This window comes from Pseudomonas zhanjiangensis, from assembly GCF_041027545.1.
Classification (GTDB): domain Bacteria; phylum Pseudomonadota; class Gammaproteobacteria; order Pseudomonadales; family Pseudomonadaceae; genus Aquipseudomonas; species Aquipseudomonas zhanjiangensis.
The window spans coordinates 417590-430430 of the sequence record NZ_JBFTEG010000003.1; the positions used below are offsets into that span (position 1 = coordinate 417590).

Consider the following 12841-nt stretch of genomic DNA (forward strand, 5'->3'; position numbering starts at 1 on the left):
AGGGGCGGGTGGCTCGCGCAGGAGGTGCCGTCCTGCGCGAAGCCTAAGCCGACAGCAAGTCAGTGCCGGGTCAGTGTCGGATACCCCTGGACGAACACGCGGTCGGTCTCGGCCGCCGGCACATGGCAGCCCATGCAGTTGGCTTCGTAACTGACGGCGACATTCTTGGCGGGGGCCTCGGCCTCGAACAGCGCCCAGCCCCAGCCGTCGCCCCACAGTGGGTTGTCGGCGAATCGGCCCTTGGTGTCCTTGACCATCACGAACCACACGGCCGCATCGGCACCCCAGACCACAGGGTCGCCGGTGGTCATGGCGCTGGTTTCGAGCTTGCGGATCTCTTTCACCAGCGTGGCGCCGTCCGGGAACTGGCCGGTCTTGCGGTAGTGCTCGGCCGAGGCCTTTTCCGTGTACACATCGTGCAGGCCGCGCGCGGCGGATTTTTCGTCCAGGACCGCGTACGAGCCCAGGTGGACGAAGTTCGAGCGGAAGCCAGTGGGGCGGCTGATGCCGCCCTGGCTGTCGACGTAGGGCGAAAAGTCGCCGGCCGTGACGGCCAGCGGCAGGACGAGGGCGCTGGCGAGCAGCGCGCCGGTCAGTGCAGTTTTCATCGTTGTTCTCCTTGTTGTCTATGGAGATCAGACCTCGACCACGGGGAAGTCCACCGTGGTGTCGGCGATGTGGTTGGTGTAGTTGGTGAGCGTGTTCAGGGCGACGTTGGCGATCACTTCCAGGATCAGGCCGTCGTCGAGCCCCGCGCGGCGGTAGTTGGCCAGGGCGTCGGCCGACACCAGGCCGCGTTGCTCGACCAGCGCGCGGGCAAAGCCGGCGATTGCATCGTCGAGTGCGTTGCCCGCCTGGCCGGTACGGGCCGCGGCGATGGCTTCTGCCGACAGTCCGGCACCTTTACCGATCAGGGTGTGTGCGCTCAGGCAGTACTGGCAGCGATTGGCTTGGCCGGCAGCGAGCGCAATGATCTCGCGCTGGGCGGCACTCAGGCGGCCGCTGGCCAGCGTTTCGGACAGGCCGAGGTAGCCATTGAGCGCTGCCGGTGCGTGGGCCAGCGTGGCGAACAGGTTCGGCACCATGCCGAGCTTGGCTTTGACGGCCCTGAGGGTGGCGGCAGTGGCGGCGTCAGCGGAGTCGAGGGTCAGGGGGGCGATCTGGGTCATGGCTATCTCCTTGGTGATTGAGGTGCAAGAGCACGTGGCTATGATCGCCCCTCGACTGGTACGATATGGCATATTAAGTATCAAATACCTAACCCGTAGTCTTTTTAGGGGGTGAAATAGTGGATCGACTGGCCGGTTTGCTTCGGCACTACTCGCTCTCGGCGCGGGTTTTTCACAGCGGTGCCTTCTGTGGGCAACATCATTACGCGGCGCCGCATGGCTATATCCATCTGCTGCGGCGCGGCCCGATCAGCGTGCGTTCGTCGGTGCATGAGGACCTGCTGGTTACCGAGCCGAGCCTGCTGTTTTATCCGCGGGTGGCGTCGCATCGTTTCGTCACTACCCCCGGCGATACCGCCGAGCTGTTGTGTGCGGAGGTCGATCTGGGCGCGTCGACGGGCAATCCGTTGGCCATGGCCTTGCCGTCGATGCTGCTGATTCCACTGGCGGACCTGCCCGGCCTCGGGCCGACGCTGGAGCTGCTGTTTGCCGAAGCCGAGCGCGACCAGTGCGGTCGGCAGGCAGCCATCGACCGCCTGTGCGAGTTGCTGCTGATCCAGTTGCTGCGTTATCTGATGGACCGGCGCTTTGGCGCCAGCGGACTGCTGGCGGGCCTGGCCGACCCGAAACTCGCGCGCGCCATAACCGCCATGCACGATGCGCCCCAGGACGCGTGGTCGCTCGAGGCGCTGGCGGCGCAGGCTGGCATGTCACGGGCGCGCTTTGCCGCCGTGTTCAAGGAGGTGGTGGGTGTCACCCCGGGCGACTATCTGGCCGACTGGCGGATAAACGTCAGTTGCACCCTGCTCAAACAGGGGCGGCCGGTGGCGGTGGTGGCCGACCTCGTCGGCTACGGCAGCCCGAACGCGTTGGCGCGCGCCTTCCGCGTGCGCATGGGCTGTGCCCCGCGCGACTGGCTGGCGCAGCAGCGTGGTGAGGCGGCGCTCGGCGGGTCCTGAGTCTGAGTTCGATTCGCCGGTGCTTGGACTAGGCGGCTGCAGCATGCCTCGCCCGAGTGACGCCGCGATGGCGTCCGCTGCCAAGCGAGTGGAGCCGGGGCACTGCGGAAAAGGCGGCTTGCGCCGCGAGTGCGCAAGCAGCCTTGTCACAGGCGCCGGATCAGAAGGGCAGCGGCAGCTTGGCCGTGCGGCCGCCATCGATGACGATCACCTGGCCGGTGATGAAGGCCGCGTCTTCGCTGGCGAGAAAAGCCACGGCATTGCCGATGTCCTGGGGCTCGCCGGTGCGGCCGACGGGGTGCAGCCTGAGCAGGTCGCGGCGCGCCTGTGCCGGGTCGGCCTGGACGTCGATATAGGCATCGCTCAGGTCGGAATTGATCCAGCCCGGCGCTATTGCGTTGCAGCGAATGCCGTCGCGCCCCAGGTCCACGGCCATCGCCCGGGTGAAACCATGCACGCCGGCCTTGGAGCCGCAGTAGGCGGCGTGCCAGGGGTTGGCGCCGATGCCTTCGATGGACCCGATATTGACGATGCTGCCACCGCCACGCTGGCGCATCTGCGCCAGCAGGGCCTTGGCGAGGAACACCGGAGCGCGCATGTTGACCGCCATCATGCGCTCCCAGTCGTCCTCGTTCATCTCGTCCAGCGACTGCTCGAACATGAAGCCGGCGTTGTTTACCAGGATGTCGGCGCCGCCGAAGCGCTCCTCCACCGCATGGGCGATGGCGTAGGGCGCTTCGCGGTCGGCCAGGTCGACGGCGAACCAGGCCACCTGGGCATGGCTGCCGAGTTCGTCGTCCAGGGGCTGGCGCTGGGCAATCAGCACCTGGGCGCCGCTCTCCAGCAGCTTTTCGCTGATGCCGCGGCCGATGCCGCGGCCGCCGCCGGTTACCACCGCGACTTTATTCTTCAGTTTCATCGCGCACCTCAACCCGATACCGGCTTGGCGCCGGTGACTTCGATGGTTTCCGCCGCTATGTAGCGCGCCTCGTGGGAGGCCAGGAAGGCGATGACATCGGCGATGTCCTCGGGCTCGGCGATGCGCCCCAGGGGCACCGTCTTGTTCAGCTCCTCGATGGCCTTTTCCGGGTCCAGCCCGCGGCGTTCGAAGCCGCTGCGGATCATCGGCGTGTTGATCTCGTGCGGGCAGACGGCGTTGACCCGGATGCCGAACGGGGCGGCGTCGCGGCCCATGTTCTTGGTCAATGCGGCCACCGCGCCCTTGCTGGTGCAGTAGGCCACGTGGCCGGGGCCGGGGTAGACGCCCCAGACCGACGAGGTGTTGACGATGGCGCCACCGCCGCGCTGCTTCATGTGCGGGATGGCCGCGCGGGAGAGGAAGAACACCGCGTTGAGGTTGACGTCCATGGCGGTGAACCACATGTCGTCGGTGGTCTCCTCGATGGTCCCGCGGGGGATGATCCCGGCGTTGTTGAGCAGGATGTCGATGCCGTCGAAGCGCTCGACGGCGCGGGCGATCAGCGCCTCGCAGTACTCCTTCTCGCGCAGGTTGCCGGCCAGGCAGTCGGCCTCGGCCCCAAGGCGCTGCGCCTCGGCGACCATGGCCTGGCAGCCCTCGGCGTTGAGGTCGGAAATCATCAATTTGGCCCCTTCAGTGGCGAACAGCCGAACCAGGGCCTGACCGACGCCGCCGGCGCCTCCGGTGATGACCACCACCTTGTTTTGGAATCTCATCGAGCGATACCTCGGGTTGGGATGTGCGGGAGTGATCATCGATAACCACCGGCATCGCTGACAAACGAGTTTTTCGGCGCATTAAGATAACTATTAGTTAAGCGAGAATTGCATATATCCTTTGAATCAGCGGGTCGATGCTGTTTTGGCTTGCCTGCTGATTAATCATTCGCTCGACTTGGAGGCGGGAGAATCTGCATGAAAAGCCCCCGGCACCTGCCACCGCTGAACGCGCTGAAGACCTTCGAGGCCGCTGCCCGCCAGGGCAGTTTCAAGCGGGCGGCGGAAGAACTCTGCGTGACCCAGGCGGCGGTCAGTCGGCAGATCCAGGTGCTGGAGGCGTTCTACGAGCTGAGGCTGTTCCTGCGCGGCAATCGACGGGTCGAGCTGACCAGCGAGGGGCATACCCTGTACCTGGCGGCGTCATCCGCGCTGCAGCACATCGCCAGCACCTCCCGCGACCTGCTGCGCAGCAGCGAACAGGACTACCTGCCGCTGACCACCACCAGTGCCTTCGCCCAGCTGTGGCTGATGCCGCGGCTACGGCGCTTGCGCCTGGCCCACCCGGAAATCCAGTTGCACCTGGTCAGCGGCGAAGGCAACCCCGACTACCGCGAAGGCTTCCGCGCCGCCGTGACCCTGGGCCTGGAGGAGCACCCGCAGTATGTGGCGCAGTACCTGTTTTCCGAGGAGGTGTTCCCGGTCTGCACGCCGCGCTTTCTCGAGCAGCATCCGCAGGTCGCCGATCTGCAGGGATTGCTGAGCATGCCCCTGCTGAACCTCAGCGCCAGCCACTGGAAGGCCCGGCTGTGGGCACCGGTGGACTGGGCATTCTGGCTCAAGCAGTTCGACGTCGATCCGTCGGCGGCGCGCGAGGCGATGAGTTTCAGCCACTTCTCGATGTTGATCGATGCGGTGCATCAGGAGGAGGGCGTCGGCTTGGCCTGGCGCCATCTGGTGCAGCATCAGCTGGACTCGGGCGTGCTGGTGCGGCCGGTCCCGGAAAGCTGGCGGGCCGACGATCGCAAGCATTACTTCGTCTGCCGTCGCGATCTGGCCAGGACGGGGCAACTGCAACTGTTGCGCGACTGGTTGCTGGAGGAAACCAAGCCTTTGCGCGCGGCAATCGACGCTGCCGATGGGCGAGCCGGCTAACTGGCACGCCTGCGAGCGAAAGGGGGGCGGATCTTCTTCTTCCTGGCTGAAGATAGACCTGCCCCCTTTTCCCTTCTGCATTGCTGGCCCTAATCGGCGATGGCAGCCAAGGCTCCGCGCACGCGCTCCACTGTCGCCGGCGTACAGGCCTGCATCGGCTCGCGCAGTTCATTGGCCATCATCCCCTGCAACGCCAGGGCGCCCTTGATGGCGGCCGGGTTCGGCTCGGCGAACGCTGCCTGTATCCACGGCAGCAGGCGATAGAAGGTACGTCTCGCCGCGGCCAACTCGCCCTGCTCCAGCTGGCGCTGCATGAGCACATAGAGATCGGCGCGGATGTGGGCAGAGGCGGATATGGCCCCGGCGCCGCCCAGGCACAGGTGGCCGAAGATCTGCTGGTCCTCGCCGGCGAGCACGGCGACTTCGCCATCGGCGATCAGTACCATGGTGGTCTCCGGGTCGCCGCCGCAGTCCTTGATCGCCGCGATGCGCGGGTGCTGGACGATGCGCCGCAGGGTCTCGCGCTCCATGCGCACGCCGGTGCGGTAGGGAATGTCGTAGAGCACGAGGGGCACGCTGGCCGCATCGGCAACCGTCTGGAAGAAGGCCTCCAGCCCCTGCTGTGACGGGCGTATGTAGTAGGGCGCCGGTACCAGGAGGCCGGCAGGCGAGCGCAGCTGGATCTTGAGCTGGAAGGCCAGCAGTTCGCGCAGGTTATTGCCGGCCAGACCCATGATGACCTGTTCTGGCGGCACCCACTGCAACACGGCATCCAGCACGGCAAGCTGCTCATCATGACTCAGCGCGGCCGCCTCGCCGGTAGAGCCGCAGACCACCACGCCGGCGACGCCGTCGTCCATCAGCCTGCTGACAAGACTGCGCAGCGCAGCGAAGTCGATTTCTCCCGAACGGAAAGGCGTGACCAAGGCCACCCAGATCCCACGAAAATTGGACATGCGAAAACTCCCTGTGGCTGACCGTAAAGTCGCCGTCAGGGAGGGGGCGGGAAGCAAACGTGAGGGGGTATGACCTAGCGCATCCTGTCCTGTCAGCCCATCTGACGGGACAGCGCGCCCCGGTCAAATGAGCGACTGTTTCTTGGATTTCTTGGCAACGGCGACGCACGCGCAGGCCTGGGCGAGAGCGCCCGGAAATGGCAGCGAATGGTCGAGCGTCGAGAACATTGGATGTCCGTTGGCCGAGCGTTGCGCCCGATAGTGCGCAGCGACGGGCGGGGCTGTCAACTCGGGGCTCGATGAGCCTGTGCCTGACTGGGCCGCTGCCCTCGGCAGAAGCGGCCGACGACCGAGGCGAAATCAAGCCTCGTGTTGCAACCAGCTTGCCTGGCGAGCGAGTACCGATTGCCCGCTCTCGCCGACCAGTTGCCGGTACACTCCGGGGGCGGTGTCGCCCTCGGTGCTGATCAGCAGGACCCGGGATTCGCCGTTCAGCCCGACCTGCTCGGCCAGCGCGGTGTCGCTGACCAGCGCCAGCAGCCCGGCGAGTCCTGCTACGCCGGATTCGCCCGAGACCAGCGGCAGGTCCCGCTCGCTGCCGGCGGCCAGCAGGCGCATGGCGGCGACGGCTTGCGCGTCCTCGATGGTCAGAAAGTGGTCCACGCAGGGGCGCAGGAACTGCCACGCCAGGGGCGAGGTTTCTCCGCAGGCCAGCCCGGCCATCAACGAGTCCACCGAGCCCGTTGCCCGGGCCGTTTCGCCCGTCAGCGCGCTCTGGTAGAGGCAGTCGGCCTGTTGCGGCTCGACCACGACCAAGGTCGGCCGCTCGGCGCCGTGCAGCTCCCAGAGGTAGCTGGCGATGCCGGCGGCCAGGCCGCCGACGCCGCCCTGCAGGAACACGTGGCTGAAGCGCCGGCCCGCCGTTTGCTCGGCGATCTCGGCGGCAATGATGGCGTAACCCTGCATCACGTCGCGGGGGACCGCCTGGTAACCGTCGTAGGAGGTGTCGGAGACCACCTGCCAGGCGTTCTCCCGGGCCAGGCGTGCCGCCGCGGCCACCGACTCGTCGTAGTTGCCGGCGATCCGCACGATCTCGGCGCCATAGGCGGCAATGGCCTGCTCGCGCTCCTCGCTGACCTGGGCATGCAGGACGATCACGCAGCGGCAGCCGACACTCTGGGCCGCCGCCGCCAGGGCGCGGCCGTGGTTGCCGTCGGTGGCGCTGATGACCGTGAAGTCCTGCAGCTGCCCCTGGTAGTCGCCCACCAGCAGGCGCTCGGCCTGAAAGCCGCAGGCCGGGAACAGGCGCAGGATCAGGCGCACCAGGGCAATGGGCGCGCCCAGGGCCTTGAAGCTGCCCAGTGGCGAGCGCAGCGACTCGTCCTTGAGCCGCAGCTCGGCCAATCCCAGGCGGGCGGCCAGGCCGGGCAAGTCCCGGAGCGGTGTGGCGGTGCTGCTCAGCTGGTTCCAGCTCGACAGCCAGGCGCGGCTCTCGGTGGCCTGGTGGATGCTCATGATCCGCCGCAGCTCGGCAGGGTAGGGGGCCAGGCTGGCGTTGCGGTTGTGGATCAGCATGCGGGTCTCCGGAATGTGCGCAAAGGGGGAAGCCTGGCCCGAACGAGATCGAGCGCGGAGGCCGGCAGGGGGCGTCTTTGTTTGGCGCGGAGTAAATTTTATTTCCCTTTGGCCGCAGCATTTTCTTGATTTTGCGCCAAGAAATGAATTTTCATTTCGTCCCAGCGCTATTTATCGAATTTTCATTCAGGATCTTGCCCATGAGCCTCGATCACTTCGATCGCGCAATTCTCGCCGCCATCCAGCAGGACGCCAGCCTCTCCCAGCAGGCGCTGGGCGAACGAGTGAACCTGTCGCCCGCGGCGGTCAACCGGCGGCTGAAGAAGCTCAGTGCCGATGGGGTGGTGAGCAAGACAGTGGCCCTGCTGGAGCCGGCTCGGCTGGGGTATGAGCTGACGGTCGTCGTCGAAGTCGAGGTCGAAAGCGAGCGCCTGGACCTGCTCGATGCGATGAAGCGCAGCTTCCTCAACTGTCCCCAGGTCCAGCAGTGCTACTACGTGGCCGGCGAGTGCGATTTCGTGCTGATCATGCTGGTCAAGAACATGGGGCAATACACCGAGCTGACCCGCGAGCTGTTCTTCCACAACAACAACGTCAAGCGCTTCAAGACCCTGGTATCGATGAGCACCGTGAAGCTCGGGCTCGCGGTGCCGGTGGCGGCGGAGGACGCCAGCTGAGTCGGGTTGGATCGATGCCGCTCATGCTCGAGCGCAAGCCATCGCCGCGCCGGCCGATCGCGTTAGCCAGCGGCTGATGGCGGGCGCCTGCCTCAGCTTGGCTCCGCGGCGCCGGTCAGGCAGTCGACCAGGTCGGCGGCAAAGCGCGATAGCAGCGCGCGTTTGCGCACGCACACCTGCAGGTCGCGTTGTGCCCAGGGCTCTTCCAGTTCGATGACGGCCAGTGGTGCGCGGAGGCTGTCTGCGGCGATGGCGCTGCGCGGTACCAGGCCCAGGCCGACGCCGGCGCTGACCATGCGGCACACGGCCTCGAAGCTGCGCACCTGGATGCGCACTTCCAGGTGGCGACCGAGCGCGGCCGCCGCATTCATGGTGAAGGTGTGGATGGCCGAGCCGGAGTGCAGCATCACGAAGGGGCAGTCGAGCACCTCGGCGAAGGCGATATGGGCGCGCCTGGCCAGCGGGTGGTCGGGCGGGGCGATCAGCACCAGGCGGTCGGCGCGGTAGGGAATCAGTTCCACCTCGGCGCCGGCCACCGCGTCCGCCACCACACCGACCTCCACCTCGCCGCGGGCCACGGCCAGGACCACTTCGGGGCTGGTGTGTTCTTCCAGGGAGATAGCGACCTGGGGATAGCGCTGCAGGAAGGTCGCCAGGCTATCCGGCAGAAAGGCGTGGGTGGCGTGGGTATTGGCCCACAGGCTGACATGACCGCGCACCCCCCGGGCATAGGGGCTGAGGTCCGCATGCATCTGTTCGAGTTGGGCGAACACCTGGCGGGCGTGGCGCAGCAGCACGTCACCGGCTCGGGTCAGGCTGACGCCGCGGGCCTGGCGAACCAGCAGCGGGGTGCCGGTCGATTTTTCCAGCAGGCGTATGCGATGGCTGGCCGAGGAGGCGGCCAGGTGCACGCGCTCGGCGCCGCGGGTGAGGTTCTGCGCCTCGGCAATGGCGACGAAGAGGCGCAGGTCGGTCAGGTCATAGTGCATAGGCTTGGTCAAATCCGAACGCTGTATTGCGTAATAACCAATTTAACCGGGTTCTGGCCGGTGTGATCATTCGTTTTAGTAAAACTCTTGGGGCGAATCTGCCATGGCGTGGAACAACTGGTCGGCCGAGCGCTGGGGGATCGCCTTTGCGATTCTCGCGGCCTTCGGTTTCTCCTTTAAGGCGATCTTCGTCAAGCTGGCCTATGCCGCCGCGCCGGTGGAGGCGATCACCTTGCTGACCCTGCGCATGAGCTTCGCCCTGCCCATCGTGCTCTGGGTCGGCCTGTCGCTGCTGCGCGCCGGGCCCGCGCTGAGGCGCCAGGACTGGGGCCTGCTGCTGGTGCTGGGGCTGCTCGGCTACTACGGGGCGAGCATCCTCGACTTCGTCGGCCTGCAGTACATCTCCGCGGCCCTGGAGCGCCTGATCCTGTTCGTCTATCCGACCCTGACCGTGCTGATCGGCGTACTGTTCATGGGCAAGCGCCTGGAGCGGCGCCAGATCGGCGCGCTGCTGCTGTCCTACGCCGGCATTGGCCTGGCGTTCGCCCACGACCTGCAGCTGGCCGATGACATGGGCGTGGTGCTGATGGGCGCGGCCTTCGTGTTCGGCTCGGCGCTGTCCTACGCGCTGTACAGCGCCGGCGCGGAGGTCGCCATCCGCCGGGTCGGCTCCATCCGTTTCGCCGCGCTGGGGATCATCGTCTCCACCCTGGCCACCCAGCTGCATTTCCTGCTCTGTCAGCCGCTTGCCAGCCTGGTCCAGCCGGTGCCGGTGTACCTGTATGGCGCGGCCATGGCGCTGTTCTCCACGGTCCTGCCGGTGTTCTGGCAATCGGCCGCCTTGCAGCGTATCGGCGCGGCGCGCACCGTGCTGATCGGCACCCTGGGGCCGATGCTGACGATCTTCTTCGCCTGGCTGTTGCTCGCCGAGCCGGTTTCCCTGGCGCAACTGGCCGGCGCCGGCCTGGTGCTGGCGGGGGTGTTGCTGGTGGCGCGGCGTGCGGCCCCGGCCCAGGCACAGCGTCCGGCCGCCGGCGTTGCGGACGCCCAAGCGGCGTCGGTCGCCGTCGCCCCGGCCGGGCGCTAGGCGACCCAGGCTCAACTCGGCGTCGGTGGGTTGGGCAGGTGTTCGTAGAGGGTGCGGCAGACGCCGATGATGTGCTGCTCGATCAGCTCGGCGGCCTTGTCGACGTCGCCGGCGCGGCAGGCGGCGACGATCTCGCGGTGTTCCTGGTCGGCGCGGTCCTTGCCTTCGGACAGGCTCATCTGCATGCGCAGGTAGCGCTCGACCTTGTCGTGGATGGAACGGATCAGGTTGAGCAGGAAGGGCCGCTGGGCCGGCTCATAGAGGCAGGCGTGCAGGGCCCAGTTGAGTTCGGCCCAGCGGCCGATGTCGGTCTCGCCGACGAATTCCTCGCAGATACGCTCGGCGCGGGCGAAGGTCTCCTCGGTCATATTGGGCACGGCCAGGCGGATGGCCTGCACCTCCAGCAACACCCGCACCTCGAAGATCTGCGCCAGCTCCGGCTCGGAAATGCGCGTGACCACCGCGCCCTTGTTGCGCTGGAACACCACCAGTCCTTCGGCCTCCAGGCGCTTGAGCGCCTCGCGCACGGGGATCTTGCTGACGTTGAACAGGCGGGCGACGTCGTCCTGGCGGATCGGTTCGTCCTCGGCGAAATGGCCGCCGATGATCGCCTCGCGCAGGTGCTTGGTGATGACTTCCGAGGCGGTCGGGGTGACGCCGAGGTTGGGGGCGTTGAAACTGGGCAGTGGCAAGGGCAGGCCCCCTGGTCAGAGAGTGTTGGCGAATATGGTATACGAGTTGCCCCCTGGCGCGCCTGGGCTTCGTTTGCCCCGCTGCCCCGCTGGCCGACTGGCGGCGATGCGTTGAGCCGCGGGCCGCCGCGGAGGTACACTGCCGGCCCCGTGTGGCCTGGTTAGCTGGAGTGATCGATGCGCAAAGACAAGAAACAGGTGATTGGCGAAGAAATTGGCGATGAGCCGATCAAGCTGTTCCTCGCCGTGGAGCCGGCCGATGCCACGCCGCCGTCGCTGCACAAGTTGATCAAGGCCTATCGCGGCCTGCGGGTCGATGACTTCGAACGCTTCGTCGGTTTCTTCGTCGAGGCCGGCTACGACCTCGATGCCAAGGATGCCCAGGGCAACGACTTCATCGCCCTGATCCAGGACCAGCGTCAGGCCGAACCCTATATCGAGGTGATCAAGGCCGCCCGCGGCTGATCATCCGCTAGCTGAAAAGCCCGCTCGAAAGCGGGCTTTTTTGTGCCCGGCTCACAGCACCCCGGCCTTCTTCCAGGCCAGATAGCGGCTGACCAGTTGCGGGCCCAGTTCGCTGGGGCGCGCATCCAGCACCGGCACGTTGTGGGCCAGCAGGCGCTCGTGCAGGCTGGCGCGGGCGTTGAGGTAGTCCACCGTGCCGCAGTAGGCCAGCGCGCTGTCGAAGTCCTGCACCGGCTCCTGGCGCAGGCTGTCGAGCACCTCCTCGCGCAGGCTGGCGATCAGTACCCGGTGCTGGCGGCCCAGGCGCTGCACCGCACCGAGCAGCTCCTGGTCGTCCTCGTCGCGCAGATTGGTCACCAGCACCACCAGCGCGCGACGGCGCTGGCGGCTGAGCAGGACGTCGGCGGCCGCGGCGAAGTCGGCCGGTTGTTGGGTGCTGCGCAGGTCATACACGGCATTGAGCAGGACCTTGAGCTGCGCCGGGCCCTTGACCGGCGGCAGGAAGCGGCTGTGCTCGCCGGCGAAGGTCGCCAGGCCCACCGCATCGCCCTGGCGCAGGGCCACATAGCTGAGCAGCAGGCTGGCGTTGAGGGCATGGTCGAAATGCGACAGCTCGCCATCCTGGCTGCGCATGCGGCGGCCGCAGTCGAGCAGGAAGACGATCTGCTGGTCGCGCTCGTCCTGGTACTCGCGGGCGATCGGCGTGCGCTTGCGCGCGGTGGCCTTCCAGTCGATCTGGCGCAGGCTGTCGCCGTCGCGGAACTCGCGCAGCTGATGGAACTCCAGGCCCAGGCCGCGGCGCGGGCGCTGGCGCACGCCGAGTTGGCTGAGCCAGTCGTCCACCGCCATCAGTTGCGCGCCATACAGGCGGGCGAAGTCGGGGTAGACCCGGGTCTCTCCCGGCAAGGGCAGGTAGCGACGTGCCTGCCACAGCCCCAGCGGGCTGGGCAGGCCGATCTCGCATTGTTCGAAACTGAAGTGGCCGCGCTGCAGGGGGCGCAGGCGATAGGCGCAGCGGGTCTGTTCGCCGGGACGCAGTTCCAGCGCCAGCGGCAGCTGCTCGATGGCCATGCCGTTGGGCACATGGTCGAATACCTGCAGTGCCACGGGCTCGGCGAAGTCGTGGTGGGCGGTCAGCTGCACCTCGTGCCAGCGGCCCAGCGCCAGGTTGCCGGGTAGCAGCCGTTCCAGGCGCGGCGAGGGCAGCCGGCGCAGGCGCAGGGCATCGATCAGCGCGGCGCCCAGCAGGCCCAGCAGCAGCCCCCACCAGAGCGCATCCAGGCTGGCGGGCAGCGGGATCGCCAGGGCATGCAGGGTCCCCCGCACCAGGGCCAGCCCGAACAGGGCGGCGAGCAGGGCGAGCAGCAGGCGCGTGGGCTTCATGCGCCACCTGCGATCGCTGTGGTGCCCACTGGCGTGGCG

General features: G+C 67.2%; 14 protein-coding genes. 5 read left to right on the forward strand and 9 right to left on the reverse strand.

The window, feature by feature from the left end:
• Positions 1-59 precede the first annotated feature (59 nt).
• Together AB5S05_RS06815 and AB5S05_RS06820 are read right to left on the reverse strand one after the other, a co-directional pair.
• Positions 60-608, reverse strand: a complete 549-nt coding sequence (locus AB5S05_RS06815; RefSeq protein WP_369286736.1) for a cytochrome P460 family protein — start codon at positions 606-608, stop codon at positions 60-62.
• A 27-nt stretch (positions 609-635) separates the two neighbouring features.
• Positions 636-1169: a carboxymuconolactone decarboxylase family protein gene (locus AB5S05_RS06820; protein WP_369286737.1), complete on the reverse strand. Its 534-nt coding sequence runs from the start codon at positions 1167-1169 to the stop codon at positions 636-638.
• A 119-nt stretch (positions 1170-1288) separates the two neighbouring features.
• On the opposite strand from AB5S05_RS06820, the gene AB5S05_RS06825 reads away from it, so the two are divergent.
• Entirely contained in the window at positions 1289-2128 is an 840-nt protein-coding gene (locus tag AB5S05_RS06825; RefSeq protein WP_438943548.1) for a helix-turn-helix transcriptional regulator, read from the forward strand.
• Positions 2129-2288: 160 nt separating this feature from the next.
• On the opposite strand, the gene AB5S05_RS06830 is transcribed toward AB5S05_RS06825, so the two are convergent.
• Together AB5S05_RS06830 and AB5S05_RS06835 are read right to left on the reverse strand one after the other, a co-directional pair.
• Positions 2289-3047, reverse strand: coding sequence for an SDR family NAD(P)-dependent oxidoreductase (locus tag AB5S05_RS06830; RefSeq protein ID WP_369286738.1), 759 nt, complete (start codon positions 3045-3047; stop codon positions 2289-2291).
• Positions 3048-3055: 8 nt separating this feature from the next.
• Positions 3056-3823 (reverse strand): SDR family NAD(P)-dependent oxidoreductase, encoded by a 768-nt coding sequence (locus AB5S05_RS06835; protein WP_369286739.1) that lies wholly within the window; start codon positions 3821-3823, stop codon positions 3056-3058.
• Positions 3824-4021: 198 nt separating this feature from the next.
• Here AB5S05_RS06835 and AB5S05_RS06840 point away from each other — a divergent pair, with 198 nt between their 5' ends.
• Positions 4022-4978 carry a LysR substrate-binding domain-containing protein gene (locus tag AB5S05_RS06840; RefSeq protein ID WP_369286740.1) on the forward strand — a complete coding sequence of 319 codons (957 nt, stop codon included), beginning with the start codon at positions 4022-4024 and terminating at the stop codon, positions 4976-4978.
• An 89-nt stretch (positions 4979-5067) separates the two neighbouring features.
• On the opposite strand, the gene dapA is transcribed toward AB5S05_RS06840, so the two are convergent.
• Positions 5068-5934, reverse strand: coding sequence for a 4-hydroxy-tetrahydrodipicolinate synthase (gene dapA, locus AB5S05_RS06845; protein WP_369286741.1), 867 nt, complete (start codon positions 5932-5934; stop codon positions 5068-5070).
• Positions 5935-6294: 360 nt separating this feature from the next.
• Positions 6295-7509, reverse strand: coding sequence for a diaminopropionate ammonia-lyase (locus tag AB5S05_RS06850; RefSeq protein WP_369286742.1), 1215 nt, complete (start codon positions 7507-7509; stop codon positions 6295-6297).
• Positions 7510-7709: 200 nt separating this feature from the next.
• On the opposite strand from AB5S05_RS06850, the gene AB5S05_RS06855 reads away from it, so the two are divergent.
• A complete protein-coding gene (locus AB5S05_RS06855) occupies positions 7710-8186 on the forward strand; it encodes an Lrp/AsnC family transcriptional regulator (RefSeq protein ID WP_369286743.1) in 477 nt (158 codons plus the stop codon).
• A gap of 92 nt (positions 8187-8278) precedes the next feature.
• Here AB5S05_RS06855 and AB5S05_RS06860 read toward each other — a convergent pair whose 3' ends face one another.
• Positions 8279-9175 carry a LysR family transcriptional regulator gene (locus AB5S05_RS06860; protein ID WP_369286745.1) on the reverse strand — a complete coding sequence of 299 codons (897 nt, stop codon included), beginning with the start codon at positions 9173-9175 and terminating at the stop codon, positions 8279-8281.
• Positions 9176-9278: 103 nt separating this feature from the next.
• Here AB5S05_RS06860 and AB5S05_RS06865 point away from each other — a divergent pair, with 103 nt between their 5' ends.
• Positions 9279-10262 (forward strand): DMT family transporter, encoded by a 984-nt coding sequence (locus AB5S05_RS06865; RefSeq protein ID WP_369286746.1) that lies wholly within the window; start codon positions 9279-9281, stop codon positions 10260-10262.
• A gap of 11 nt (positions 10263-10273) precedes the next feature.
• Here AB5S05_RS06865 and AB5S05_RS06870 read toward each other — a convergent pair whose 3' ends face one another.
• Positions 10274-10948 carry a GntR family transcriptional regulator gene (locus AB5S05_RS06870; RefSeq protein ID WP_438943552.1) on the reverse strand — a complete coding sequence of 225 codons (675 nt, stop codon included), beginning with the start codon at positions 10946-10948 and terminating at the stop codon, positions 10274-10276.
• Positions 10949-11131: 183 nt separating this feature from the next.
• Here AB5S05_RS06870 and AB5S05_RS06875 point away from each other — a divergent pair, with 183 nt between their 5' ends.
• The gene (locus AB5S05_RS06875; RefSeq protein ID WP_369286748.1) at positions 11132-11419 is read left to right on the forward strand and encodes a PA4642 family protein; all 288 of its coding nucleotides are present in this window, start codon (positions 11132-11134) and stop codon (positions 11417-11419) included.
• A gap of 51 nt (positions 11420-11470) precedes the next feature.
• On the opposite strand, the gene AB5S05_RS06880 is transcribed toward AB5S05_RS06875, so the two are convergent.
• Complete coding sequence (locus AB5S05_RS06880) at positions 11471-12802, reverse strand: DUF58 domain-containing protein (RefSeq protein WP_369286749.1); 1332 nt, start codon at positions 12800-12802, stop codon at positions 11471-11473.
• Positions 12803-12841: the final 39 nt, after the last annotated feature.